The sequence below is a fragment of the Mucilaginibacter aureus genome, from assembly GCF_053514885.1.
Genome location: NZ_CP170601.1, coordinates 2,394,536 through 2,420,045, shown reverse-complemented (window position 1 = coordinate 2,420,045; position 25,510 = coordinate 2,394,536). Strand labels below are relative to the sequence as shown.

Sequence of the window (25,510 nt, the reverse complement as noted above, 5' to 3'; positions counted from 1 at the left end):
ACAAATTTTAGTGAAAAGAAGAGTGCTGATTGCAGAAGATGACAACGACATAAGGGACGTTGTAAGTTATATTCTTGAAAATGAAGGCTACGAAGTAATAGCCACAAATCCCAGGTCGATAGAGCGGATATTTATAGAGCGCGCCGACCTGATCTTATTAGATGAGTGGCTGAATAAAAAGGAAGGGCATATGGTTTGTAAAGAGATCAAGGCCATCCATGAGGCCAGGCACATCCCGGTAATTATTTTATCAACCTCGTCCCAGATAGCAGAAATAGCCGAAACCTGCAACGCCGATGGATATGTGCAAAAACCTTTTGATGTTGCCGACCTGGTAAGGGCGGTAAACAATTGCCTGCCGCCGGAACTGGTTCATTAAATCAACAACATGTTTATTGAATATAAACACAAAAGCCACCCATCCGGGTGGCTTTTTATCTTTCAATCTGATTTTGCTTTACTCGGCGGTAACCACATGCTCTTTAGCGGCAAGGTAACGCTCGGCCTCTAAAGCTGCCATACAGCCTGTACCTGCAGCGGTTACTGCCTGGCGGTAAATACGGTCTTGCGCATCGCCGCAGGCAAAAACACCTTCTACGTTGGTTTGGGTGCTATCCGGATGGGTAATAATGTACCCGGTTTCATCCATATGGATCTGGCCCTTAAAAATATCGGTGTTAGGGTGATGACCGATAGCTACAAAAAAGCCGGTAACATCCAGCAAACGCTCCTGCTGTGTTTTATTGTTTTTAATACGTACACCGGTAACTACCTGGCCATCGCCCACAATTTCCTGTGTTTCACTGTTGTAAATGATCTCGATATTTTTGGTATGCTGCACGCGGTGAACCATCGCTTTTGAAGCGCGGAACTCATCGCGGCGAACGATCATATACACCTTGCGGCAAAGCTTGGCTAAGTAAGTAGCTTCTTCGGCAGCAGTATCACCGGCGCCAACTATGGCTACGTCCTGTCCGCGGAAAAAGAAACCATCGCAAACGGCACATGCCGAAACACCAAAGCCATTATATTTTTCTTCTGATTCCAGTCCCAGCCATTTGGCCGATGCCCCGGTTGAAATGATCACGGTATCGGCAGTAATGGTTTTCTCTTCGTCGATCACAACTTTGTGCGGCATCGATGAAAAATCAACCGAGCTCACATAGCCAAAACGGATATCGGTACCAAAGCGCTCGGCCTGCTTACGCAGGTCTTCCATCATTTCGGGGCCCATAATTCCGTTTGGATACCCCGGAAAGTTATCTACATCGGTAGTTTGGGTTAACTGGCCGCCGGCCAGCATCCCGGTATATAAAACGGGCTTCAGATCGGCGCGGGCAGCGTATATTGCTGCGGTATATCCGGCGGGCCCTGAGCCTATAATTAAACATGTTACGTGTTCTTGTTCTTGTGACATTTTCTTGGAGAAATTATGCCACAAAGTTATGCTTTATGGGCGGTTTAGCCAATAGGGCATAGTCAGTATACTGTACTTATTTATTGATGATAAGATTACACAGATTTTGTAAGGTTTGGCAGGGTTATGCGACTGGATATTGATTGATAAAGTGCAGGAAGGAATAATTATTAAAAATATACAGGTTATTTTAGGCGTTACCTTCGGCCCGCGCTTTACGCTTATACTGCACTTGGCCTTAGCCACAGGGCCGGTATCCGCTGCAATCGCTAACGCGGGTTCAGTTCTAAGCCAGGAGTACTTAGTCCTCAGTCTTTTTTTTGACTCTGGACTTTTAGACTCTAACTCCCCCTTTAGGGGGCAGGGGGCTATACTCCAGCAACTCAATCCTATTCCCAAACGGATCCTTAAACGTAAAACGTTCGCGGCCGGGGATGGCTATCTCTTCGCATATCTCCACACCATTAGCTACCAGGTGTTTCCTTGCAGCTTTGATATCGGCAACCTCCATGGCAAAATGCTGTTTGGATAGCGGTGTTCCGTCTTCGGTACCGATGTGTAATTCCATCCCAGGCAACTGGTACCAATAGCCTTTTGATGCATCGAAAACAGATGGTCGGTAAGTTGGTGTAAAGCCCATTACATTGGTATAAAACAGATGTGCATCATGTTCGCGGCCGGGTGGCACGGAAATGTAAACGTGATCGAGGCGATTATAAGTTATCATAAAATAAATTAGCCCGCCGTAGGGGGCAGGCCAATTTCGCAAAAATTATCCGGAATATAAATGCGTAGGGCTCGGCTATTAATTAGTTACAATGACATAGGCAGTAGCCATCATAGGATGCACCGTGCAGTGGTACGAAAAAGTACCCGCCGTATTAAATATAAACTGAAAAGTTTGGTTGGTTGATAGGTCGGCACTGCCGAATGCACCATTTAATGCTGTAGCGGTATGCGGAGCAGTATCCATGTTTTTCCAGGTAACGCTTTGGCCAACTTTGATACGGATGGTATCGGGCACAAAGGCAAAGTTTTGAATAGCTACCGATGCACCGGTAGCGGTACTGCCGCCAGTTGTATCTGTTGATGGTTGGTTAGATGATTTGCTGCAGCTGTAAATTACTATTGCTACTGTTACAATAAGCAAAAGCAAATTTAAAATGTTCTTTTTCATAGTAGTATGTGTTTGTTACTACCATCACGCAACAACTATAAAAAAGGTTGCCTGTAACGAAAAAATGTTTCGTTAAAATCCTCCGGGGAACGGCAGAGTTGCGAAGTTAGCAAGGGTGCCAAAAACAAAAAGCCTTCCGGTGTCGAAAGGCTTTTGGTTTTTAGTTGGTATTATTAATTAGTTTACCAAGCTCAAATAACTCAATAACCTAATAACCAATAACTAATTTATCGTTTTTTGATATCTACATAGTCGCGGGTGGTAGCACCGGTATAGATCTGGCGCGGGCGACCGATAGGCTCTTTGTTTTCTTTTAACTCTTTCCATTGCGCAATCCATCCTGGTAAACGGCCCAGTGCAAACAGCACGGTAAACATTTCGGTAGGGAAGCCTAAGGCGCGGTAAATAATACCCGAGTAAAAATCAACATTAGGGTACAATTTACGCTCAACAAAGTAAGGGTCTTTCAGGGCTACTTCTTCTAAACGTTTGGCAATATCCAATACCTCATCGTCGATGCCTAATTTCTCAAGGATATCATCGCAGGCTTTTTTGATGATCTTGGCGCGCGGGTCGAAGTTTTTGTACACGCGGTGGCCAAAGCCCATCAAACGGAACGGATCGTTTTTATCTTTCGCTTTCGCGATCCATTTGTCAGTATCGCCGCCATCGGCTTTAATTTTCTCCAGCATCTCTATAACAGCCTGGTTAGCGCCGCCATGCAGCGGGCCCCAAAGTGCCGAAATACCGGCAGAGATGGACGAATATAAGTTAGAGTCGGACGAGCCTACGATACGTACCGTTGATGTTGAGCAGTTTTGCTCATGGTCGGCATGCAGTATCAGCAACACGTTCATGGCATCAACAACAACCGGATCAATGGTAACCTCTTCGGTACGCTGGCCAAAGGTCATGTACAGGTAGTTGGTTACGTAATCAAACTTATTTTGCGGATAAATAACCGGGTGACCCAATGATTTTTTGTAGATCCACGATACGATGGTACTCATCTTAGCCAAAAGCTTGATGATGGTTTCGTCAATGATCTCAGGAGTTTGAGTAGCGAGTGATTCAGGGTAAAAAGCCGACAGCGAGCTGATCAAACCTGTTAACTGCCCCATTGGGTGCGAGTGCGATGGATAACCGTCGAAAAACTTTTTCAGGTCCTCATGCACCAGCGTATGTTTGTTGATCTTGGCCTGAAAAGTTTTCAACTCATCAGCAGTTGGTAGTTCGCCATAGATCAGTAAATAAGCAACTTCTAAAAAACTCGATTTTTCGGCCAGTTGCTCAATAGGATAACCGCGGTATTTTAGTATTCCAGCTTCGCCGTCCAGAAACGTGATAGCACTTTTGGTAGCGCCTGTATTTTTGTATCCAATGTCTAAGGTAACATATCCGGTAAGGTCGCGCAGTTTTGAAATATCTATCGCTTTTTCATCCTCGGTACCTTGTATTACAGGCAGATCGTAAGTTTTATCACCAATTTTTAACTGTATTGTTTCTGACATAGAAATTGTGTTGTAATACGCAAATGTAAATAAATCTGTGTACTTTTATGGTTTAGAATTGTTTAGAATTGTAAAAATTTAGTTTCCGGTGTATCATCGGCAATTATAACTAAAATTTCGAGTAATACCCTAATTAAGTAATGGCTCTCAGCATATTTAGACTATCAAACGCAAGTAATGATAAGGACTTTTATCGTCTGTTTTTTGTCATTTTGTGTTTTATTAATCTTGCTTTCCATTTTCTGTATCTCGATTACGCCCCGCAATCATACGACCCTGCGATGGTGCGTGTTGGCAGCAGCCTGTTGTGCCTCATTACGGCAGTCATATCCTTCTTCGATCAAAAAAAAATTTACTATACCTCGGCTTATGTTACCCTGCTTGTGTTTTTGGGTATCAACAACTGTTACCTTTTAGGCGAAAACAATTTTATAGGCGAATACTTTTTAGGTTCGCTGGTGTCGCTCATGGTGCTCAGCTTTTTTTGCCGGCGGTCATACGAGTTTGTAGGTTTAACGCTATTTAACTTTATAGCCTTTGGCTGCGGTTTATTTTTTTCCACGATCATTGTAGAGCTAAATCTGATGGGGATAGCCCTCATTTTGTTTACCGGGTTTGCAGCCACGCTGTTCCTGTTCAGGCGATCGTACATACTGCGCAGTATAAAGATAAACAATGATGTAAAGGAGCGTAGTGCCACACTTAATGCAACCAGCACCGAACTGGAAATGCTTAAAACAAACCTGCGTGGCTTATCTGCAGCTAATACTGCCCTGGTATTTGAGTATGATGCCGGTAAAACCTGTGTTGGCGAATGGTACCAAACCGAAGATATTTTATTGAACCAGCCCGAAACGCTGATAGGCACCAATATCAACACCCTGCAAATACCCGTACTAACCAATTATTTTAAACACGTACAAAAAACACATCAGCAGGCATCGTTCGAATTTTACTCGCTGTTTGGTAACGAGCAATGGTACAGGGCTGTAATAAACCCTGTTTTTGATGAGGAAAGGCACTTTACCCACCGGGTAACGGTAACCATTACCGATATTACTGAACTGAAGGTAACTGCCGCCGCTTTAAAAGAGAACGAACTGATACTGTATAATGAGCAGGTGGTTGCCAAATTAGGCAGTTGGTGGACAGATAGCACCTATAAAGATATCTTCTGGTCCAACAACCTGTTCTCTATTCTGGAAGTGTCGGATATCCCACCCGATAAAACCAAACTGAGCTATTACATCAGCCTGATACATGATGACGACCGGCCACAGGCACAGCAATACTTCGCATCGCTGGCCAGCAACCCCTTAACCGAGTTTGAGCATAGGCTGATCACGCCAAAAGGCCACCTTAAATATATTAAGGTGGTAAGTGGTTATCCTGTTAAAGACGATAAAGGTGCGGTGATCAAAGTTGCTGGCATTGTGCAGGACATTACCGAAAGCAAGCAGGCCAACCGTACCATCCGCTCAAGCCAGGCTGAACTGATGGAAGTACAGGCCATTGCCAAAGTGGGCGGCTGGAAATGGGACGTTAAGGTTAACGACCTGGAATGGAGCGATGAGATATACCGTATTTACGACCTGGAAAAAGAGGAAGTTAAAAACGAAAATCATTTTAAACTGCTGCTGGCCTTTGTTCATCCGGATGATAAGGCAATGGTATCCTCCCTGTTTAAGGATCATACCAAGCTTAACCGTTTGTTTTTAGAGTACCGCATCATCACCGGCAAGGGTAATTTGAAATACATCAGCATTATTATTGGTAAAACGCTCAAAAAGGATGGCGTTATCCGTAAAATAATAGGCACCATACAGGATCTGACCGAGCGTCGTAAAATTGAGATCGACTTTGAGCGCGCCGAAAACAAATACAAAAACGTACTCGAAACCATTAACCTGGCCGCAGTTACTTTAAACAAACAAGGCGACATTATATTTTGCAATAAACACCTGGCTGATATTGTAGGTTATGACAAGAGCGAGCTATTAGGCATGAACTGGATAGATAGTTTTGTGCCCGATAATTTAAAATCGCAATTTAAAGCATGGTTGGATAGTAACAGCTTTTACACCCAGCATACCAGCCCTGTTATTTGCAAAAACGGCAAGCAGCGTGTTATTAACTGGAAAAATACGGTTACACATGATGAATTTGGCAACATGGCCGAAACCACCAGCATTGGCGAGGATATTACCGATATTAAAAAGGCGCGCGAAGCATTGATCATCGCTAAAGAGAACGCCGAAAAATCGTCGAGGTTTAAATCGGAATTTTTGTCGATCATGAGTCATGAGATACGCACGCCGATGAACGCCGTTATTGGTACTACCAACCTGCTGCTGCAGGATAACCCTGCCCCACGCCAACTGGAGTATCTGCACACACTACAATTTTCGAGCAATAACTTATTGGAACTGATCAACGATATTTTGGATTACAACAAAATTGAAGCCGGTAAGCTCGAACTATACAAGCAGCAGTTTAACATTCAAAAACTGGCGCAAAACATACTACAGGCATTTGCTACCAAAGCCGAAGATAACGGCTCGAAACTGGAACTGGCCTTTGATAAAAACATACCGGCAAACCTCATCGGCGATCAGCTACGTCTTGGACAGATATTGAATAACCTGTTAAGCAACGCGGTTAAGTTTACCACCAATGGCACAGTGTACTTGCGCCTTGAATCGCAACAGATTAAGCAGGACAGGATATCGATCAGGTTCGCCGTTGCGGATACCGGTATTGGCATAGCGCCCGAAAACCTGGATAAGATATTTGATCCGTTTACACAGGAATACAGTTCAACCGCCAGCGATTACGGCGGCACGGGTCTTGGCCTGGCCATTACCAAACGTTTGGTTGAGCTGCACGGCAGCGCCATTAACCTGAGCAGCAAGCCTGGTGAAGGCACCGAGTTTAGTTTTACCATTATGTTTGAAAAGGCAGAGGTTGATGAACCGGCCGAACCCATAACAGGCACGCCTGCTGTAACTGAGCATCAAAGACCTGAAGAGGTAAGTATAAAAGGCATGAGCATTTTGCTTGTTGATGATAACAAAATGAACCTGCTGATAGCCAACAAGTTTTTAAAGAACTGGAACTGCAAGGTTCAGCAGGCTTCGGATGGCAGGATGGCGGTTGAAATGGCCATGGCGCATAATTTCGACCTGATACTGATGGACCTGCAAATGCCGCTAATGGATGGTTTTGAAGCTGCGGCCCTGATCAAACAAAGCCAGCCCGATATACCGATCATCGCGCTAAGCGCCGATGCCATGCCCGAAACCAGCGCCAAAGCTGCCCGTTACGGTATGGACGACTACTTAACCAAACCTTTTGTACCCGAAGTGCTTTTTGAAAAACTGGCCAGGTTTTACGGCAAAGTAAAAGTGGAACAGTAATTTTGTTGTGAGTTATGCGTTGCCTGTTGTGGGCTTTATTTAAAATAAGACCCACGATTAACTACGTACTGATTATTGAAAAAATGGTCTTTCAACTCGCAACACACAACCCGAAACAGGCAACCCAATTAATTCGTCCTGATCGCTTCAACAGGATCAAGTTTTGAGGCAAACCAGGCAGGCACAATACCTGCTATAATACCAATAGCTATCGATATGCTTACGCCCAGAACAATATTTTTGAGATAAAGTACGATCTGAATATCGATCAGGGCTTTAACAGCAAAAGTACCTCCATAAACTATACCGATACCTATTGCCCCACCCATAATGCAAAGCAGGATAGCCTCGATCAAAAACTGGAGCATAATGAAGTAATTTTTGGCCCCCAGCGATTTTTGGATACCAATGATGTTGGTGCGCTCTTTTACCGATACGAACATGATATTGGCTATACCGAAACCACCTACCAGGATGGAGAATATACCAATAAATAAACCAGCCACGTTAATGGTGCTGAACAAGGTATCCAGCTGGTTAGATAATATGGTAGATTTATTTAAAGCAAAGTTATCATCCTCGTTAGGGCGAAGGCGGCGTATGGAACGCATCAGGCCTTCCAGTTCGCTTTCCACTTCGGGGCTGCTTATGCCGTCTTTACCTTTTACGGTTATTTGCGGATTGTATTTTTCGTTTTGTACGTCAATGATATTATGCGCAAAGTTTAAAGGCAATACAATAGCCTTATCCTGCGATATGCCCAGCATATCCTCACCTTCTTTGGCAAATACACCTATCACGGTAACGTTACGGCCCAAAACTTTGATCTGCTTGCCGGTTGCCTGTAACGGGTCATTAAAAAGGCCCTCGGCCACATCATTACCAATAAGCGCCACCGGGGCGCCCGTGCGCGATTCGATATCGGTAAAATAGTGCCCGTCCTGAAACTCGAGGTTCCAGGTCTTATCATAATCGGCTGATACAGCGCTTATCTCGGCATTATCAACGCTATTGCTCAGGTATTTAATGGTACGGCTATCCAGACTGATCTCGTAGGATATCCCTTTAGCTGTTTGGATGCGTTTGCCCAGTTCATCATAATCGTGCAATTTGGGCATCGGGCGTTGTATGTATTTCCACCAGGGGTAATCACTGCCAAAGGCCCAGGGCCATTTTTGGATAAAGATGCTGTTGCTGCCCAGCTTGTTTACGCTTTTTTGCAGGTTATCGCGCAAGGTATCAACTGCCGAAAACACCGCGATAATGGTAAAAATACCAATGGTGATACCTAATAAAGATAGTATTGTGCGCAGCTTATTTTGCCGTAGGGCATCTAAGGCAAAAATAATACTCTCACGAAAAAGCTTAAAAAATATCATACTCCCTTTTAGACGTACCCAATGCTTTTGAGTTACAGCTAAATGTAAATAATTATTTGCGATATGTGCAATGCAAACACAGCGCAAAAAAACGGCCCTGTGCAAGCCACAGAGCCGTTTGGGTATAAACGTATTAACTATTAGTAATGTGCTGTACGCACAGTTGTAGTAGTAGTAACTGATTTTGGATGATGCAGTGGGTGTGCCCGGCGATATGCTTCACGCTCACGTTGTTTTTTACGGTCCTTGGCATCGCCAATAATATAACCGCCGCCTGCGCCAATAGCGCCGCCAATAAGCGCCCCGCCTACGCCATGGCCAATTATGCCGCCGGCAACTGCGCCGCCTACGCCGCCAATAGCTGCGCCTTTGGCTCTGTTGCTCCATTTACGGTGTTTACGGTGATAGGTTGTTTGGGCATCGGTAACACTGCTGCCCATAATAATGACGGTTAAAAACAAAACGAGTATTTTGATATACTTTTTCATGATATTTTAATTTGGTTGTTATGCTAACGGTTATGCAAAAGCCCTGCCAGTGTTAAAATTGTGTTATAGCAGCGTAAACAGCTACTGTTATATTATCCGGGCTGTACACATTAATATACAAAATTTGTATAAACATAATCTGCAGGTCAAAATATTGGGCGAAGCCATTTTATACCAACAATAAGCCTGCGCGCCTGTTACCTTTAATAAACAAACATCAGCTATGAGCATTAATCAAAAGTTTACCATTGGTGGCGATTTGACCGTTAACCGCCTTGGATACGGCGCTATGCGCATTACCGGCGAAGGTATCTGGGGGCCGCCAAAAGATCACGACGAAGCAATTAAAGTTTTAAAACGCGCCGTTGAATTGAGTGTTGATTTTATCGACACGGCAGATAGCTACGGCCCTTACGTATCCGAAGAATTGATAGCCGAAGCACTGCATCCATACAAACCCGGATTGGTTATCGCTACCAAAGGCGGTTTAACACGCACGGGCCCCAACCAGTGGCCGATCAACTCGAGCCCTGAACATTTAAAGGAAGCTTTGGAGGGCAGCCTTAAACGCTTAAAGCTCGAGCAGATAGACCTGTACCAATTGCACCGTGTCGACCCGAATGTTCCGTTTGAAAAAACTTTAGAATTTTTACAGAAGGCGCAACAGGAAGGCAAGATCAAACATATCGGTCTATCAGAGGTAAGCGTTGCCGAGATCAAAAAAGCGCAGGAATTTGTAAAGATCGTATCGATACAAAACATGTACAGTATTGATAACCGCAAATGGGAAACTGAGCTGGAATATGCCAAGGCCAACAACATCGCTTTTATCCCTTGGTTCCCGCTGGGTGGCGGCAATAAAGAAGGGCTGGAAAAGATCGAGGGTATTGCTAAAAAACACCATGCCACCACGCATCAACTGGCGCTAAGCTGGCTGCTGCACCATGCCGAAAATATTTTGCTGATACCGGGTACGTCAAACGTGGCTCACCTGGAAGAGAATATGAAAGCCGCCGATATTGAATTGAGTGTTGAGGATATGGAAGAGTTAGGGAAGATATAGCAAGAGTAAAAGAGGCTGTCTCAAAAGTATAACTGAATTAAAAAATTAATCTAATCTCTGTGGCCTCTGTGTAATACCTCTGTGAACTTTGTGGTTAATTTTACCACAGAGAGCACAAAGAGAAAACACAAAGCACACAGAGCTGAATAATTTGCATCGATTGGTAAATAATATTTGCAGACAGCTTCTTTATAATTGGGGCGTTACCTGCGGCCCGCGCTTTACGCTCATACTACACAAGGCCTTAGCCACTTGGCCGGTATCCGCTGCAATCGCTAACGCAAAACTTACGTACATTTGTAAGTAACTAACCAAGCCTACTTTTATGAAACGTTTGCTGCTATTCTTCGCTTTTTTATTAAGCGCGCATATTCTGTTTGCGCAGGTAAAAGTCAATTTTGTAATTAAAAACCTGCCCGTGCAAATGCCTGAGCCTAAAAGTATTTACATGGCGGGTAATTTTAATGATTGGAGTCCGGCGAAAGCAGCGTGGCAGTTCACCAATAACTCTCTGCAGCAAAACCTTGCTCCGGGTAATTACGAATATAAACTGGTTCGCGGCAGCTGGGATAAGGTTGAATGCGGCCCTAACGGCGCCGGTTTTGGTAACCGCAGTTTGCACCTGGTGCATGATACTACTGTCTACTTAACTGTTGCCGACTGGCAGGACCTGCACCCTCCTATCCAGCGTACACATACCGCCAGCGCTAACGTACACATCATTACCGAGAAGTTTGATATGCCACAATTGGGCAAGCAGCGCCGGGTTTGGATCTATCTGCCCAAAGGCTACCAAACCGGCAAACAAAAATACCCGGTTATTTATATGCACGACGGGCAAAACCTGTTCGATGGGTATACCAGCGGCTTTGGCGAGTGGGGTGTGGATGAATTTATGGACAGCCTGAAAGCCGGGCAACAACAGTTTATTGTGGTAGGCGTTGATCATGGCGGCGATGCGCGGGTTGTAGAGTACAGCCCGTACGCTTCAAAATATGGCCAACCATTGGGCGACAAATACGTAGATTTTTTAGTAGAAACGCTGAAACCTTATATCGACAGCCATTACCGTACCCTTACCGACGCCCGCCATACTGCGGTTGCCGGCAGCTCGATGGGTGGATTGATCAGTATGTATGCCGAATTGAAATACCCCAGGGTGTTTGGTAGCGCGGGGGTATTCTCGCCTGCTTTCTGGATAAACCCACCGATATACGAATATGCTAAAGCGCATGCGGCCCAGGCTAAACGTTTTTATTTTGTGTGCGGCGACCAGGAAGGTGATACTATGGATACAGATATGCTTAAAATGGCTGATATCTCGCGTAATAGTGGCTTATCGTTAAAGAACACTCCAACAACAGTAATTAAAGGCGCCAAACATAACGAGGCACAATGGCGCGGCGCTTTCCCGGCGTTTTATCAATGGCTGGTTGCGGGGATGAAATAAAACTTTTCTTAAAAACAATTGTGGAATATTTTCTCTTTTAAAATTGAAATAATTCCTATATCTTTGTTTTGAAAAAAGGAAACTTTATGGCAACCGCAGCAATACAACATCACGCGCCGGCTTTAAGGCAAAAATTGAGCAAGCTTAATATTGGCGATAACTTCGCCATTGTTAAAAGCGCCCGTATGGGTGTGGGTACCCAATTGTTTTTTGATTTTGCGCAGGCAATTAATATGCCATACAAAGAGCTTTCGGGGTTGTTGAACATCAGCTCGCGTACCATCAGTAATTATCACGATAAGAAAAAAAGCCTTGAACCGGCTTACAGCGAACACCTGTTGAAGCTAATAGCCCTGTTTAACAAAGGCGAGGAGATTTTTGGCAGTACGGCCGAGTTTAACTACTGGCTGCGCAAACCCTTTTGGAATGCCAAAGAAACCCCATTTGACTGGCTGAATACCTCGGGTGGGATTGACCTGGTGACCGACGAAATTACCAAACTGGCCTACGGCGACGCGGTATAAGTATGCTGATCTTCAGGATAGGGCATATCAACTACGCCACTAAATTAACCGCATCGGGTGTGGCTGGTCGCTGGGCATCGGCAGGTAAAAAGGTGATCTACGCGGCCGAATCGATACCCCTGGCTTTACTGGAAAACATGGTGCGCCGGCAGGGCGTTGGCTTTAACAGCGATTTTAAAATTGTGGTGATCGAAGTACCCGATGACATCACGATAGAAACCATCAAAACCGAAAGACTAAAACCGGGTTGGCGCGACTTTAGGGATTATACCATCTGCCAGGCCATAGGCAATAAATGGTTTGAAGCGCAAGCCACCTGTGTTTTAAAAGTGCCCTCAGCGGTGATACCGGAATCGAATAACTACGTGATCAATACCCTGCACCCGGATTTTAAACGTGTTAAAATTATCCAGGTTAGCGATTTGGTGCCTGATGAACGTATTGAGAAGTTGTTGAAGGCTTACCGGAAGTAGTTTATATTTGTGTAGCCAGTTATGGATACCGAAAATAAAAGCCAGCTACGCAAGATCATCCATATTGATATGGATGCCTTTTACGCGTCGGTTGAGCAGCGCGATAACCCCGAATTACGAGGTAAGGCTTTGGTGGTTGGCGGCTCGCCCGAAGGACGGGGCGGTGTAGTGGCCACAGCCAGTTATGAGGCGCGTAAGTTCGGGGTACGATCGGCAATGCCTTCAAAAACGGCTTTGCGCCTCTGCCCGCATGCCATATTTGTTCGTCCGCGGTTTGCGGCATATAAAGAGGTATCTAACCACATCCGCGAAATATTTAGCCGCTATACCGACCTGATCGAGCCGCTTTCGCTGGATGAAGCTTACCTGGATGTAACCAATGATAAATTGGGTATCGGTTCGGCAATAGACATTGCGCGGGAAATAAAACAAGCTATTAAGGATGAGCTGAACCTGACTGCCTCGGCCGGGGTATCGGTAAATAAATTTGTGGCCAAAATTGCATCGGATATGAATAAGCCCGACGGGTTAAAGTTCATCGGGCCATCGGCTATTGAAGCTTTTATGGAAACCCTGCCGGTTGAAAAGTTTCACGGTGTGGGTAAGGTTACCGCCGAAAAGATGAAAAAGATGGGCCTTTTTACCGGCCTCGACCTCAAAAACCTAACGGAAGACGACCTGGTGAAAAGCTTTGGTAAATCGGGCAGGTTTTTTTACCGGATAGTACGTGGGATAGATGAACGGCCGGTAGAACCTGACCAGGAAACCAAATCGGTAGGCGCCGAAGATACCTTTCCGTATGATCTGACCACGCTCGAGGAAATGGAACCTGAACTGGATAAACTATCCGTTGTGGTGCATAACCGTTTAACCAAAAACAACCTGAAAGCACGGACCGTAACGCTAAAAGTTAAATACAGCGATTTTAAACAGATCACCCGGAGCCAGTCGTTCAACACTCCTACTGATGACCTGGAAAAGATATCGGCTACAGCCAAAAAATTAATGGCCGCTACTTTTGTGGATGAGCAAAAGATACGGTTGCTTGGTGTATCTACTTCCAACTTTGGTGAGTTGCCGGTCAGGCATAAAAGTGATGGGATGCCGGGGCAATTGGAGTTGTTTGGGGAATAGAGACAAGAAGCAAGATTCAAGAATTGAGAAAAACCTATTTGCAAGAAATCTTCTACTTTACGCTCGTAGACTCGCAGGTAGCAGAAGATTTCTCGTCGCTGCGCTCGCTCGAAATGACAATCTTTTCTTATTTCCTACTTATCCGCCGGGTTTTTCTTGCCATTCAACAGCATATCCACCATTTTAACCATGCGGTCGTCGCGGGTTTTTTGTTGCTTGGCGGTGAGTATCCACAGCACATATTCTTTACGATGCGAGTAGGCTAATTTGTTGTAGGTGGCCAATGCGGCAGGTTCGGCCTCCAGGGCTTGCTGTACATCAGGCGGCACGGTTACTGTTTTCTTGTCAACATCAATATAGGCCGAGTGGTCGCTTTGCTTTACTTCGGCATTGCCTAAACCTGATGCTTTGCGCTCGCCAATGGGTTTGATGCGTAATGCCGACCAGGTGCTGTCGATAGCGACCAGCGATACGGTTTCCAGACCGGCCTCGGTTACTTCGGGCCAGTTGTTCATCATATCGAGATTAAGATCGGTTTTTACGCCTGAGCTTTTTTTAGGATAACTTAGCCAGATCACGGTATCGGCTTTAGCCACAGCTTTAATAGCTTTAATGCCATCAACTAAATCGGCCATGCTTTTGATAAAGACGTGTACGCCATCTGCTTCGCCGGCAGGCTCAAAAGCAACTTTTACGTTATCGGGCAGTGGATCGAGTAAGTTGATATAACCTTCGGGCGCGTTGTAAAACAGCCAGGTGGTGTTGGATTTGATGAGGAGTTTTTTGGCGAGAGCGTTCATTGTAATTTGCGATTGGCGCATAAACACACCCCTCCGCCCCTCTCAAGAGGGGAATCGCACAGGCCGCGCTTATGCTTGATTTATGATCTGAGGTTCAATTTCGAAAAAAAATCCCATAAAACAATACCTGCCGATACAACAATATTAAAAGAATGCTTGGTGCCAAACTGTGGTATCTCGATACAGCCGTCAACCCGGGTCATTACCTCATCGTCCACACCGTTAACCTCGTTACCAAAAACCAGCGCGTATTTATCGCCCGGCAAGGGTTCAAACTGGTTTAGCATGGTGCTGCTTTCGGCTTGTTCAATAGCAAGGATGATATAGCCATCGGTGCGCAAACGTTCAACTGCTGCAAGGGTGGTTTCAAAATGGTTCCATTGAACAGAAGCGGTAGCGCCAAGCGCGGTCTTCTCGATCTCGCGGTTTGGCGGTAAACCGGTTATCCCGCAAAGGCATATCTGTTCAACAGCAAAAGCATCGGATGTGCGAAAAATGGAGCCTACGTTATGCAAGCTGCGTACGTTATCGAGCACTACGGCAACGGGCAGTTTTTGCTGTGCCTTAAACTCATCTACGGTGGCGCGATTAAGCTCGTCTAACTTAAGTTTACGCATAATTAAGCAATAATTTCGTGCACGCCGTTACCTATCAGCGACGGGTAAACCGATGGTGCGTAGCCTATCTTTTGGTCGTAATATTCGGTAAAGCCGGTAATAAAGCTACCTAACGCATCTTTTTTAACAATAGCAATTCCGCAGCCGCCAAAGCCGGCGCCGGTCATCCGGGCGCCTATAACGTTTTTATCTGTCAGGCCGTACTCGGCAATAGCATCCAGCTCTTTGCCGCTTACTTCGTACAGGTTTTTCAATGAATCATGACTGGCGTACATCAGCTGGCCAAATTCAACCAAATTATTAGCGGCCAAAGCCTTTGCGGCAAGCTTAACGCGTTCGTTTTCGGCAACCACGTGTGTGGCGCGTTTTAAAACTGTGGCGTCGGTAATCAGGTGTTTATGCTGGTCGAACGTAGCCGTATCGATATCGCACAGGTTGGCAATATCCAATTCCTGCTGCAACTGCTTCAGGGCCGTTTGGCATTCGTGCACGCGTTCGTTATATTTACTTTCGGCCAGTTTACGCAGTTTATTGGTATTGATGATGGCCAGAACATGGTCGCCCAGGTTGCTGCTCACGGCCTGGTATTCCAGCGTATCGCAGTTTAAAACCAGGGCTTTATCGGTTTCGCCAAAAGCTACTGCAAACTGATCCATAATCCCGCTGTTTACACCGATAAAATCATTTTCAACGCGTTTTGATATCAGCACCAGTTCCAGTTTGGTATAACCACAGTTAAAAAGCTCATTTAACGCAAAGGCGGTTACCACCTCGATAGATGCTGACGACGATAAGCCCGAACCAATAGGGATATCGCCATAATACAACATATCTAACCCTTTTAACTGTTTACCACCTTCAAAAAAATAATTGATCACGCCAAGGGGGTAGTTGTACCATTGCTCGCCGCTTTTTTGGTAAGATGGCTGGATGGGTATCTCAAGCGCGTCTTCAAAATTTACACTCTTAAAGCGAAAAACGTTATCGTTATTTGGCGCTATAAGCATATACGACCCTAATGTGATGGCGCAAGGCATTACCAGGCCGCCATTATAATCAATATGTTCGCCAATAAGGTTTACCCTGCCCGGCGAAAAAAAAGTATGCGTTGCCGCTTTATTATATTTTTTTTGAAACTGTTGCTGTAGTTCTTCTTTCATGTATGCGCTGATATTTACCCTGATTGTGATACACCAGCAGGGTGATTTTGATACGCCAAATATGACTAAAAAAATTTAATATTGTAAAAAGTACACTTACTAATTGCTCAGCGTAATTAGCAAACAAAAAACTCTTATTTACCTTTATTACAAAAACACAAAGATGAACCAATATTTGATAACCGGGTACGACCATACCGACGAGGGCGCTTTAAAACGCCGTATGGATGTGCGCCAGCACCATCTGGACGGTGCAAAAGAACTGCGCGATAACGGAAATTATATAATGGGTGGCGCTATTTTAGATGATGAAGGCAAAATGATAGGATCGGTAATGGTACTGCAGTTTGAAACCGAAGAAGAACTGGACGCCTGGAAGCAACGCGAAATTTACATCACCGCCGGCGTTTGGGAAACGGTAGATGTGAAACCGTTTAAGGTGGCGTTTTCGGTAGCGAGCTGATTTTGATGGAAGGTGTAAGATGGAAGATGTATTGTTGCCTGTCGTTCAAACTTTAGTTAAAAACCACTTTTCAAACTTACTCGTCAGGTCTTCAATTTTGATGGGCTTAGCAATATAGTCGTTCATTCCGGCGGCTAAACATTCCTCTTCATCACCAGGCATGGTATTGGCGGTAAGCGCGATAATGACCGGCTGTTTTACTACCGTGCTGCGAATGATGCGGGTTGCCTCCATTCCATCCATAACGGGCATTTGCATATCCATTAAAATAAGTCCGTAATCTTTTTTGTTGGCTGCCTCAATAGCTTCCTGCCCGTTCTTTACCAGATCGGGCTGATAGCCCAGTTTATATAAAATGTGTGCTATTACGTGCTGGTTCATCTGGTTATCTTCGGCCACCAGCATATCGTACGGGTATTTGAGGGCAAAATCGGCAGATAGCTTTTTCCTGGACGCCTGCTCCTGCGGAACGGCAGGTTGCTGCTGCAAAGCGCTGAGGATATGCTTACTTAACAGGTGTTGTTTGATGGGCTTGGTCATGATAGAAGCAAACAACCCTTTCGACTCGTTTTTGAGGTCATCGCCGATAGAGCTTAGCAGAATAATGGGAATGTTAGTGTATTGTTCACGGATACGTTTGGCCAACATGATACCATCCATACCGGGCATTTGCATATCGGTAAGCACAAGGTCTATCGCCGGATCGTTTGCCAGGATCTTCAACGCCTCTTCGCCCGAAACGGCCAATATTGGCTTTAGTTTCCAGTAATCAAACTGGCGTTTTAATATAGATAGGTTGGTTGCGTTATCATCAACCACCAGGATACGTTTACCTTCCTGATCGTCCATATTGTAATGGGTATAAGGCGCCAATGTTTTGGTACCGGGACTGGTGTTTACGGTAAATGAAAATGTTGAACCGATATCGGGCTTGCTCTTAACACTGATCTGTCCACCCATTAAACTTACCAGTTTTTCGGAAATAGCTAAACCCAGGCCTGTGCCGCCATATTTACGGGTGGTAGAAGAGTCCACCTGCGAAAATGCCTTAAACAGCCGGTGCAGTTTATCTTCGGGGATACCAATGCCAGTATCTCGCACATCAAACCTCAACTCCATTTCTTTGCTATCGGCCGGTTTATGCAGGTTAACGCAGATACATATCTCACCCTCTTCGGTAAATTTAATGGCATTACCCACCAGGTTTATAAGTATTTGGCGCAGGCGCAGCTGATCGCCTACGATCTGAAGGGGCACATTTTCATCGATCTTGTAAACCAACTCCAGGCCTGTTTGCGCGGCTTTTGTAGCAAAAATATCCAATACATCTTCAATGCATTGCCGCAGGTTAAAATCCTCATTTTCCAACTCAAGGCTACCCGATTCGATCTTTGAGAAATCCAGGATATCATTGATTACATTGATCAGCGTTTCGCCGCAGGTAGTAATGGTTTCGTTAAACATCCGCTGTTCATCTGTCAAATTAGTTTCATTCAATAAAGCGGCCATACCGATCACCCCGTTCATAGGCGTACGTATTTCGTGGCTCATTGTTGCCAGGAATATGCTTTTGGCCTGGTTGGCCTGGTCGGCTTCCATACGGGCTTTTTCTAACTCAAGATTGGATTTTCGCAGCTCCTGGTTTGCCGTTTCAAGCACTGCTTCATTTTCTTTTCGCTCTAACGAAAGTTGGGCCTCTTTTTGCAGATCGGCCATTTGCAGGGCTTGAAACACGTGCAATTCGTTATATTTTTTGAGTTGGTACGACCATAATCCGCAGATAAAAAATATCACTGCAGACAGAAGGATATGGATAACAAATGTTTGGAACGTGAAATAATTTAACTGGGTAAAATAAATGTTGCTGATGCCGATATCCTGTAAATAGCTAAAAGCAGCATGATGGATCACAACAACAACCAACATGGGTACCTGCAACTCCCATTTTTGGTAAGTGATCAATATAGCGCTGCCTATAAAAGCAAAAAAATGCATCTCGAACAAGCCATGCATCTGGTAAATATATTGCGCCATAAAAACACCCAATATCATACTTAAAACGTACTGATATAAAGATGAATCGGGCAGGGCTATTTTGGCCGAATAATAAGCTGCCAGACTCAGACCGCCAACTCCGATTGCGATAAGCCAGGTGCCATAAGACGAAGCTAATATCAGCCCTAACGCAAAATAGCCGATCAAAAAGTAATTCATCAGTCCATCCGACCGCTTTTTCACTTCTAATTGGAACATATTTGTCTGCATCTTAAACATAGTGGGCTCGTCATTCATCAGGCATCCCCTCCTTTTTATCTTTTTTATCTTTTACAATCGGGCAAGCTGCAGCCATAGGCCCTTAGGGCCAATGAGTTAAATACCAGCCGGGCATGATCATGCAGCAATCCGTTAAGCGCTATTTTCGCATAGCTGGTTTTTTCGTCGGTACAATAACGGCTCTGGTTATAGTTGCCCCTGTAATACAGTGTATGTTGGGCATCTAATAATACAGCTTGTGGTGTAGAATATACTCCGCAGGCAGGGGCCAGGGAGGCATCAAAAGTAACAGGGATGTTTAAATCAAATTTATCGCGTATCGCTTCAGCAGTATATCTTTTATTATTGATCACTACCACAATAAAATTTACCTCCCCCCCAAACTGCCTCACTAATGCTTTAAAGTTAGTGATATTGAAGCGCGAGCATGGGCAATCGGGGTTGAAAAAATGTAAAAAAACCGGCTTGCCAAGGTCAGCATTGAACTCGCTGCCTAATTTAATAACAGTACCATTATTGACGGATTTGTAATGTTCGGGTACCGGCGTGGGCAAATGATAAATTAACTCGTTATACCAAAACAATACCCCTATGCCCGAAAAAAGGATAATCAACCAAACTCCAACCACTAATTTTCTTATCACTGTTACCTCACTTTTTACACGTATAACCCATTGAAAATGTTGAACTAACCGACAGGCTACTGAATAAATTTAATGTCTAATATACTAATAAAAATCCTGAAAGGTAAGATTTAGCAATAAAATAATCCGGACGATCAGGTTTGAATAACTCCCACATTAAACGGCTTTTCTATCGGCGCGTGGTTAGCGGCTTCAATACCCATCGATATCACTTTGCGGGTTTCGAGCGGATCGATAATGCCATCAACCCATAAGCGCGCGGCGGCATAATAAGGAGTGGTTTGGTTATCGTAACGGTCGGTTATCTCTTTCAGTAAAGCGTCTTCCTGTTCTTTGGTGATCACTTCGCCTTTAGCTACCAATCCCGAGGTGCGCATTTGCAACAAGGTTTTAGCCGCCTGCGAACCACCCATTACAGCTATCTTAGCCGATGGCCAGGCGTAGATCAACCGCGGATCATAAGCTTTACCGCACATGGCATAGTTGCCTGCGCCATAGCTGTTACCTACCACAATGGTAAATTTAGGTACTACACTGTTGGCAACAGCATTTACCATTTTGGCGCCGTCTTTTATAATGCCACCCTGTTCGCTGCGGCTGCCTACCATAAAACCGGTAACATCCTGGAGGAAAACCAACGGTATTTTCTTTTGATTACAGTTCATGATAAAGCGGGTAGCCTTATCGGCCGAGTCGGAATAGATCACTCCGCCAAACTGCATCTCGCCTTTTTTATTTTTGATCACAGTACGCTGGTTGGCTACAATGCCTACGGCCCAGCCGTCTACCCGGCCCAGTCCGCAGATGATGGATTGCCCATAACCTTCCTTGTATTCTTCCAATTCGGAGTTATCCAGCAGCCGCAGGATCACCTCTTTCATGTCGTAAGGCTTGTCGCGGCCTTCGGGCATGATGCCGTAAATATCTTCTTCTTTTAAAGTGGGTTTTGCCGGTTTAACGCGATCGAAACCCGCCTTGTTATAATCGCCAACCTTATCCATAATATTACGGATAGCATCCAGCGCCGCGGCATCGTTTGCCATTTTATAATCGGTAACGCCCGATATCTCGCAATGCGTAGTAGCACCGCCTAAAGTTTCGTTATCCACATCTTCGCCAATGGCCGATTTAACCAGGTACGATCCCGCAAGGAAAACCGAACCTGTGCCGTCGACGATCATGGCCTCATCACTCATGATGGGCAGGTAAGCACCGCCAGCCACGCATGAGCCCATGATGGCCGAGATCTGGATAATGCCCATGCTGCTCATTTGCGCGTTGTTGCGAAATATCCTGCCAAAGTGTTCCTTATCCGGGAAGATCTCATCCTGTAAAGGCAAAAACACACCGGCCGAATCCACCAGGTAAATGATGGGTAAACGGTTTTCCATCGCTATTTCCTGCGCGCGCAGGTTTTTTTTAGCCGTTATCGGGAACCATGCGCCGGCTTTAACCGTGGCATCGTTAGCTACAATAACGCACTGTCTGCCGCTTATATAACCAATGCCGCACACCACTCCGCCCGACGGGCAGCCGCCATATTCGGCATACATGCCTTCGGCAGTAAAAGCTCCTATTTCCAGCCAGGGTTTATCTTTATCGATGAGGTAGGCCACACGTTCGCGGGCCAGCATTTTGCCTTTTTCTTTTTGTTTGGCAGCCGCTTTTTCGCCCCCTCCCGCAAATACTTTTTTTAGTTTGGTTTTCAGCTCATAAACAAGCTGTTTATTAACGTCTTCGTTCTTGTTAAAATCCAGGTTCATAATGGCGGTTAGTTGCTTGCAAATCTGATGAATTTTACTGAGAAATCGGTGGTGGGTAAAAGTGGGTGTTTTCAGTATTGTATCAACGTTTGAAAATTGAAAGGCTGCAGGAGCACTTTTTCCAGACTATGGACTTTTTTAACAGGGGGGGGGGGTATTTATGGGTATTTTCCAATTGTTTATTCAATCATTCAGTCCATCAATCCTTCAATCCTTATTAAACGGGCGTTTCCTCCGGGCCGCGCTTTCCGCTCATACTACACAACCTGTCCCGATACCCATCGGGAGGCCTTAGCCACGGCCTGCCCTGAGCCCGTCGAAGGGCCGGTATCCGCTGCAATCTAACGCAGGGGGGGGATATTGTAAGATTTTTTTCAAGAAATCCAATCCTTATTCTTTGCTCTTTGTTCCTTAATCCCAACTATAAATATACTCAAAATCCCTCAATTGTACAAGTCTGAATAGTATTCAAACAGTTTTAAATACGGACTTTTACCATATCCAGATAACGCGATGTGGCAATAATTGATTGCATCGTTCCGCTGTCAAATACCAAAGCGCCCTCTCACTATTCACCATTCCGTATTCAATTGTAACTTTTTTATTGCTAATTTAGTTGGTTAACCAAATTTTACCATATTTAGTACTTTAAATCCATATCCTGACCTCATCATGCGCAAAACCCTGTTCCTCCCGGTTTTAGTACTTTGTTCAACACTTGCCTTTGCACAAAAACCCTCTAAAAAGCCACTTGATCATTCGGTTTATGATACCTGGCAAAGTTTAAGTAACGATCACATCAGCGATGATGGCAAATGGGTTGTTTACGTGGTTAAACCCCAGGCCTGGGATGCTAACCTGGTAATTACCGACGCTAAAAACAGCAATAAAATGGAGGTACCGCGTGCCGATACCGTGCGCCTCACCAGCGATTCAAAGTATGCGGTGTTTTTGATCCGCCCGTTTTATAAGGATATCCGTATGGCGAAAATTAAAAAGAAAAGCGCCGACGATATGCCGAAAGATACCCTGGGGTTGGTAACGCTGGGCAGTCATGATGTCATTAAAATACCATCGGTAAAGTCGTTTAAAATTGCCGAAAAGGCATCGGTAATCGCTTACCTGTCACCGGCACCGGTTGATAGCACTAAAAAAACAACACCGGCGCCTGCACCCGGAACAACGCCTCCGGCAGGAGCTGCACCGCGTGGTGGTGGAGCTGGCCGGCGAGGTGGAGCTACAGGTGGCGCGGCAGCACCTGCCAATAAAGATGGCGGCGACATGACCGTTAGAAACCTAATTGACGGCAAACAGCATACCTACAACTTTGTAACGGATTATGCCATCAGCAAAAACGGCAAATTTGTATTATTTGTGATTACTGCGCCCGCAAAAAATAAAGAGGTAACATCGGGTGTTTATGTGTACGATGTGGATAAGGACGAATCAAAACCCATTAGCACCGGTAAGGGTACTTACCGCAGTTTAACGTTTGATGATGCCGGTAAGCAGGCAGCCTTTACGGCCGAAAAAAATCCCGAAAAGGCACAGGTAAAACCTTATAAGCTTTACTACTACGATTTTGTTAAAGACAGCGCCAATGTAGTAGCCGCGGCCAGCATGGGCGCCATGCCCAAAAAATGGGCCGTTAGCGGCGACGGACGCGTATATTTCAGCAAAAATGGCAACGATCTGTTTTTTGCTACCGCGCCGATACCTAAACCTGTTGATACTACCATTGTTGACTTTGAGGTGGCCAAACTGGATATATGGAACTATAAGGACGATTACCTGCAGCCGCAACAGTTAAACACCTTACAGCGCGATCTGCGCCGCAGTTACCTGGCGGTTATCCGCCCGGCAAAAGGCAGCGATATGATCCAGATAGCCGACCAGAACATGCCTGATATTGTATTGCCTGAAAACGCACGTTACGGCCTGGGCCTTTCGGATACCGGAGCGCGCGTGCAAACCCAGTGGGAAGGCGGCCCGACCGTTAAGCAGGCTTTTTTAATTGATATCAACACCGGAGAACGTAAGCTCATCAGCAGTAAAGCAAGAGCTAATTACAGCGTTTCGCCCGGCGATAAATACATTTTCTGGTTTGATTTCAGGGGGCAGAACTGGTATACCTACAACATCGCTACACAAGCCACAACCAACATCACCAAAAACATACCGGTAAAATTTGGCGACGAGCTGAACGACCAGCCCGATGACCCGGCACAATACGGATCGGTTACCTGGACCGAGGGCGACAAGCAGTTGTTTGTTTACGATCGTTACGACATTTGGAGCATTGACCCGGCTACCGGTGCGGCTACCAATTTTACCAATGGTATTGGCCGCAAAAACAAACTGATTATGCGTTATGTATCTACCGACCCGGAGAAAAGATATGTAGTGCCAAAGCAAACTTTTTGGATGCGTGTACAGGATGAAGAAACCAAGCAATGGGGTTATTATACCAAAGTAGTAGGTACCGATAAAGAGCCGCAAAAATTGGTAATGGGTCCGTATGAATACAGCGCTATCGGCAAAGCCAAAAACGTTGATGCCTATATTTATACCAGGGCCAGCTATGAGCTTTCGCCCGATCTGTATACCACTACAAACTTTAAAAAGGAAGTGAAGCTGAGCGCTACCAACCCGCAGCAGGCCAACTACAACTGGGGCACTGCCGAACTGGTGAACTGGACCACGCCGAAGGGCCACACTTCGAAAGGGATCTTATACAAACCCGAGAACTTTGACCCGGCTAAAAAATACCCGATGATCGTTTATTTTTATGAAAAACTGTCTGAAGGTTTATATGGCTATCTGCCGCCATCGCCTACACCATCAAGGCTAAATATTTCGTTTTTTGTAAGTAACGGATATTTGGTGTTTGCACCCGATATCAGCTATGAAAATGGCTATCCCGGCCCATCGGCGGTTGAATATATTAACTCGGGCGTTGAAGAATTAAAGAAAACCCCCTGGGTTGATGGGGCTCATATCGGCATACAGGGCCAAAGCTGGGGCGGTTACCAGGTTGCCTATTTAGTAACCGTTAACAATATGTATGCTGCCGCCTGGGCAGGAGCACCGGTTGCCAACATGACCTCGGCCTACGGCGGTATCCGTTGGGAAAGCGGCGTGAGCCGCGAGTTTCAGTACGAACATACACAAAGCCGTATTGGCGCTACCTTATGGGAAAAACCTGAACTCTACATTTTGAATTCGCCATTGTTCCACCTGCCTAATGTGCATACGCCATTAATGATCATGAGTAACGATGCCGATGGAGCAGTACCATGGTACCAGGGCATTGAGCTGTTTAGCGCCATGCGCCGTTTAAACAAACCAGTTTGGTTGCTGCAATACAACGGCGAGGCACATAACCTGGTACAGCGCCAAAACCGTAAGGATATACAAATACGCGAACAGCAATTTTTTGACCACTTTTTAAAAGGCGCGCCAATGCCTGTTTGGATGAGCAAAGGTGTACCGGCAGTTGATAAAGGAAAAGAATGGGGATTTGAATTGGAGAAATAGATGGTTATTAGGTGTATTGAGTTATTAGTTACTGAGATGATTACTTAATAACTCAATACACACAATAACTCAATAACCAAAAACCGGGGCAAAAAAAAGAGAAAGTCAAACCGGCTTTCTCTTTTTCAATTTCTATTAACTGACCTTAATTATTTACCCTAAAGAACGTGGTGTGGTTGAACGATAAATGATTTAGTGCCATAAAAGTACTGGTTGTAAT

The 25,510-nt window shown here is 45.2% G+C and carries 21 protein-coding genes; 9 read left to right on the top strand and 12 right to left on the bottom strand.

Annotated features, from left to right (window positions below):
- Positions 1-10: 10 nt before the first annotated feature.
- Positions 11-379 carry a response regulator transcription factor gene (locus ACFGVR_RS10185; protein ID WP_448702710.1) on the top strand — a complete coding sequence of 123 codons (369 nt, stop codon included), beginning with the start codon at positions 11-13 and terminating at the stop codon, positions 377-379.
- Positions 380-457: 78 nt separating this feature from the next.
- Here ACFGVR_RS10185 and trxB read toward each other — a convergent pair whose 3' ends face one another.
- The 4 genes from trxB to ACFGVR_RS10165 form a co-directional block, all read right to left on the bottom strand.
- A complete protein-coding gene (gene trxB, locus ACFGVR_RS10180) occupies positions 458-1,417 on the bottom strand; it encodes a thioredoxin-disulfide reductase (RefSeq protein ID WP_448702709.1) in 960 nt (319 codons plus the stop codon).
- Positions 1,418-1,751: 334 nt separating this feature from the next.
- Positions 1,752-2,144: a VOC family protein gene (locus ACFGVR_RS10175; RefSeq protein ID WP_448702708.1), complete on the bottom strand. Its 393-nt coding sequence runs from the start codon at positions 2,142-2,144 to the stop codon at positions 1,752-1,754.
- A 78-nt stretch (positions 2,145-2,222) separates the two neighbouring features.
- Complete coding sequence (locus tag ACFGVR_RS10170; protein WP_448702707.1) at positions 2,223-2,594, bottom strand: cupredoxin domain-containing protein; 372 nt, start codon at positions 2,592-2,594, stop codon at positions 2,223-2,225.
- Between the two features lie 227 nt (positions 2,595-2,821).
- A complete protein-coding gene (locus ACFGVR_RS10165; RefSeq protein ID WP_448702706.1) occupies positions 2,822-4,105 on the bottom strand; it encodes a citrate synthase in 1,284 nt (427 codons plus the stop codon).
- A gap of 140 nt (positions 4,106-4,245) precedes the next feature.
- Between ACFGVR_RS10165 and ACFGVR_RS10160 the strand changes: the two genes are divergently transcribed.
- Positions 4,246-7,521: a PAS domain S-box protein gene (locus ACFGVR_RS10160; RefSeq protein ID WP_448702705.1), complete on the top strand. Its 3,276-nt coding sequence runs from the start codon at positions 4,246-4,248 to the stop codon at positions 7,519-7,521.
- A gap of 128 nt (positions 7,522-7,649) precedes the next feature.
- Here ACFGVR_RS10160 and ACFGVR_RS10155 read toward each other — a convergent pair whose 3' ends face one another.
- Both ACFGVR_RS10155 and ACFGVR_RS10150 read right to left on the bottom strand, forming a co-directional pair.
- The gene (locus tag ACFGVR_RS10155; RefSeq protein ID WP_448702704.1) at positions 7,650-8,900 is read right to left on the bottom strand and encodes an ABC transporter permease; all 1,251 of its coding nucleotides are present in this window, start codon (positions 8,898-8,900) and stop codon (positions 7,650-7,652) included.
- A gap of 140 nt (positions 8,901-9,040) precedes the next feature.
- The gene (locus ACFGVR_RS10150; protein WP_448702703.1) at positions 9,041-9,388 is read right to left on the bottom strand and encodes a hypothetical protein; all 348 of its coding nucleotides are present in this window, start codon (positions 9,386-9,388) and stop codon (positions 9,041-9,043) included.
- 223 nt (positions 9,389-9,611) lie between these two features.
- Here ACFGVR_RS10150 and ACFGVR_RS10145 point away from each other — a divergent pair, with 223 nt between their 5' ends.
- From ACFGVR_RS10145 to dinB, 5 genes are all read left to right on the top strand, one after another.
- Complete coding sequence (locus tag ACFGVR_RS10145; protein WP_448702702.1) at positions 9,612-10,451, top strand: aldo/keto reductase; 840 nt, start codon at positions 9,612-9,614, stop codon at positions 10,449-10,451.
- A gap of 325 nt (positions 10,452-10,776) precedes the next feature.
- Positions 10,777-11,901, top strand: a complete 1,125-nt coding sequence (locus ACFGVR_RS10140) for an alpha/beta hydrolase-fold protein (RefSeq protein ID WP_448702701.1) — start codon at positions 10,777-10,779, stop codon at positions 11,899-11,901.
- A gap of 86 nt (positions 11,902-11,987) precedes the next feature.
- Entirely contained in the window at positions 11,988-12,425 is a 438-nt protein-coding gene (locus tag ACFGVR_RS10135; RefSeq protein ID WP_448702700.1) for an antitoxin Xre-like helix-turn-helix domain-containing protein, read from the top strand.
- A gap of 2 nt (positions 12,426-12,427) precedes the next feature.
- Complete coding sequence (locus ACFGVR_RS10130; RefSeq protein ID WP_448702699.1) at positions 12,428-12,898, top strand: RES family NAD+ phosphorylase; 471 nt, start codon at positions 12,428-12,430, stop codon at positions 12,896-12,898.
- Positions 12,899-12,919: 21 nt separating this feature from the next.
- On the top strand, positions 12,920-14,032 hold the full coding sequence (gene dinB / locus ACFGVR_RS10125; protein WP_448702698.1) for a DNA polymerase IV: 1,113 nt from the start codon (positions 12,920-12,922) through the stop codon (positions 14,030-14,032).
- Positions 14,033-14,166: 134 nt separating this feature from the next.
- Here the strand turns inward: dinB and ACFGVR_RS10120 are convergent, their stop codons facing one another.
- The 3 genes from ACFGVR_RS10120 to ACFGVR_RS10110 form a co-directional block, all read right to left on the bottom strand.
- Positions 14,167-14,832 carry a YdeI/OmpD-associated family protein gene (locus tag ACFGVR_RS10120; protein ID WP_448702697.1) on the bottom strand — a complete coding sequence of 222 codons (666 nt, stop codon included), beginning with the start codon at positions 14,830-14,832 and terminating at the stop codon, positions 14,167-14,169.
- A gap of 80 nt (positions 14,833-14,912) precedes the next feature.
- Positions 14,913-15,449, bottom strand: coding sequence for an RNA methyltransferase (locus tag ACFGVR_RS10115; RefSeq protein WP_448702696.1), 537 nt, complete (start codon positions 15,447-15,449; stop codon positions 14,913-14,915).
- Positions 15,450-15,451: 2 nt separating this feature from the next.
- Positions 15,452-16,609 (bottom strand): galactokinase, encoded by a 1,158-nt coding sequence (locus ACFGVR_RS10110; protein WP_448702695.1) that lies wholly within the window; start codon positions 16,607-16,609, stop codon positions 15,452-15,454.
- A 163-nt stretch (positions 16,610-16,772) separates the two neighbouring features.
- Here ACFGVR_RS10110 and ACFGVR_RS10105 point away from each other — a divergent pair, with 163 nt between their 5' ends.
- Positions 16,773-17,072: a YciI family protein gene (locus ACFGVR_RS10105; RefSeq protein WP_448702694.1), complete on the top strand. Its 300-nt coding sequence runs from the start codon at positions 16,773-16,775 to the stop codon at positions 17,070-17,072.
- Between the two features lie 45 nt (positions 17,073-17,117).
- Here the strand turns inward: ACFGVR_RS10105 and ACFGVR_RS10100 are convergent, their stop codons facing one another.
- From ACFGVR_RS10100 to ACFGVR_RS10090, 3 genes are all read right to left on the bottom strand, one after another.
- Entirely contained in the window at positions 17,118-19,325 is a 2,208-nt protein-coding gene (locus tag ACFGVR_RS10100) for a response regulator (RefSeq protein WP_448702693.1), read from the bottom strand.
- A 65-nt stretch (positions 19,326-19,390) separates the two neighbouring features.
- Positions 19,391-19,990, bottom strand: coding sequence for a TlpA family protein disulfide reductase (locus ACFGVR_RS10095; protein ID WP_448702692.1), 600 nt, complete (start codon positions 19,988-19,990; stop codon positions 19,391-19,393).
- A gap of 134 nt (positions 19,991-20,124) precedes the next feature.
- Positions 20,125-21,753, bottom strand: coding sequence for an acyl-CoA carboxylase subunit beta (locus ACFGVR_RS10090; protein ID WP_448702691.1), 1,629 nt, complete (start codon positions 21,751-21,753; stop codon positions 20,125-20,127).
- 672 nt (positions 21,754-22,425) lie between these two features.
- Here ACFGVR_RS10090 and ACFGVR_RS10085 point away from each other — a divergent pair.
- Complete coding sequence (locus tag ACFGVR_RS10085; protein WP_448702690.1) at positions 22,426-25,290, top strand: S9 family peptidase; 2,865 nt, start codon at positions 22,426-22,428, stop codon at positions 25,288-25,290.
- The last annotated feature ends 220 nt before the right edge of the window (positions 25,291-25,510 follow it).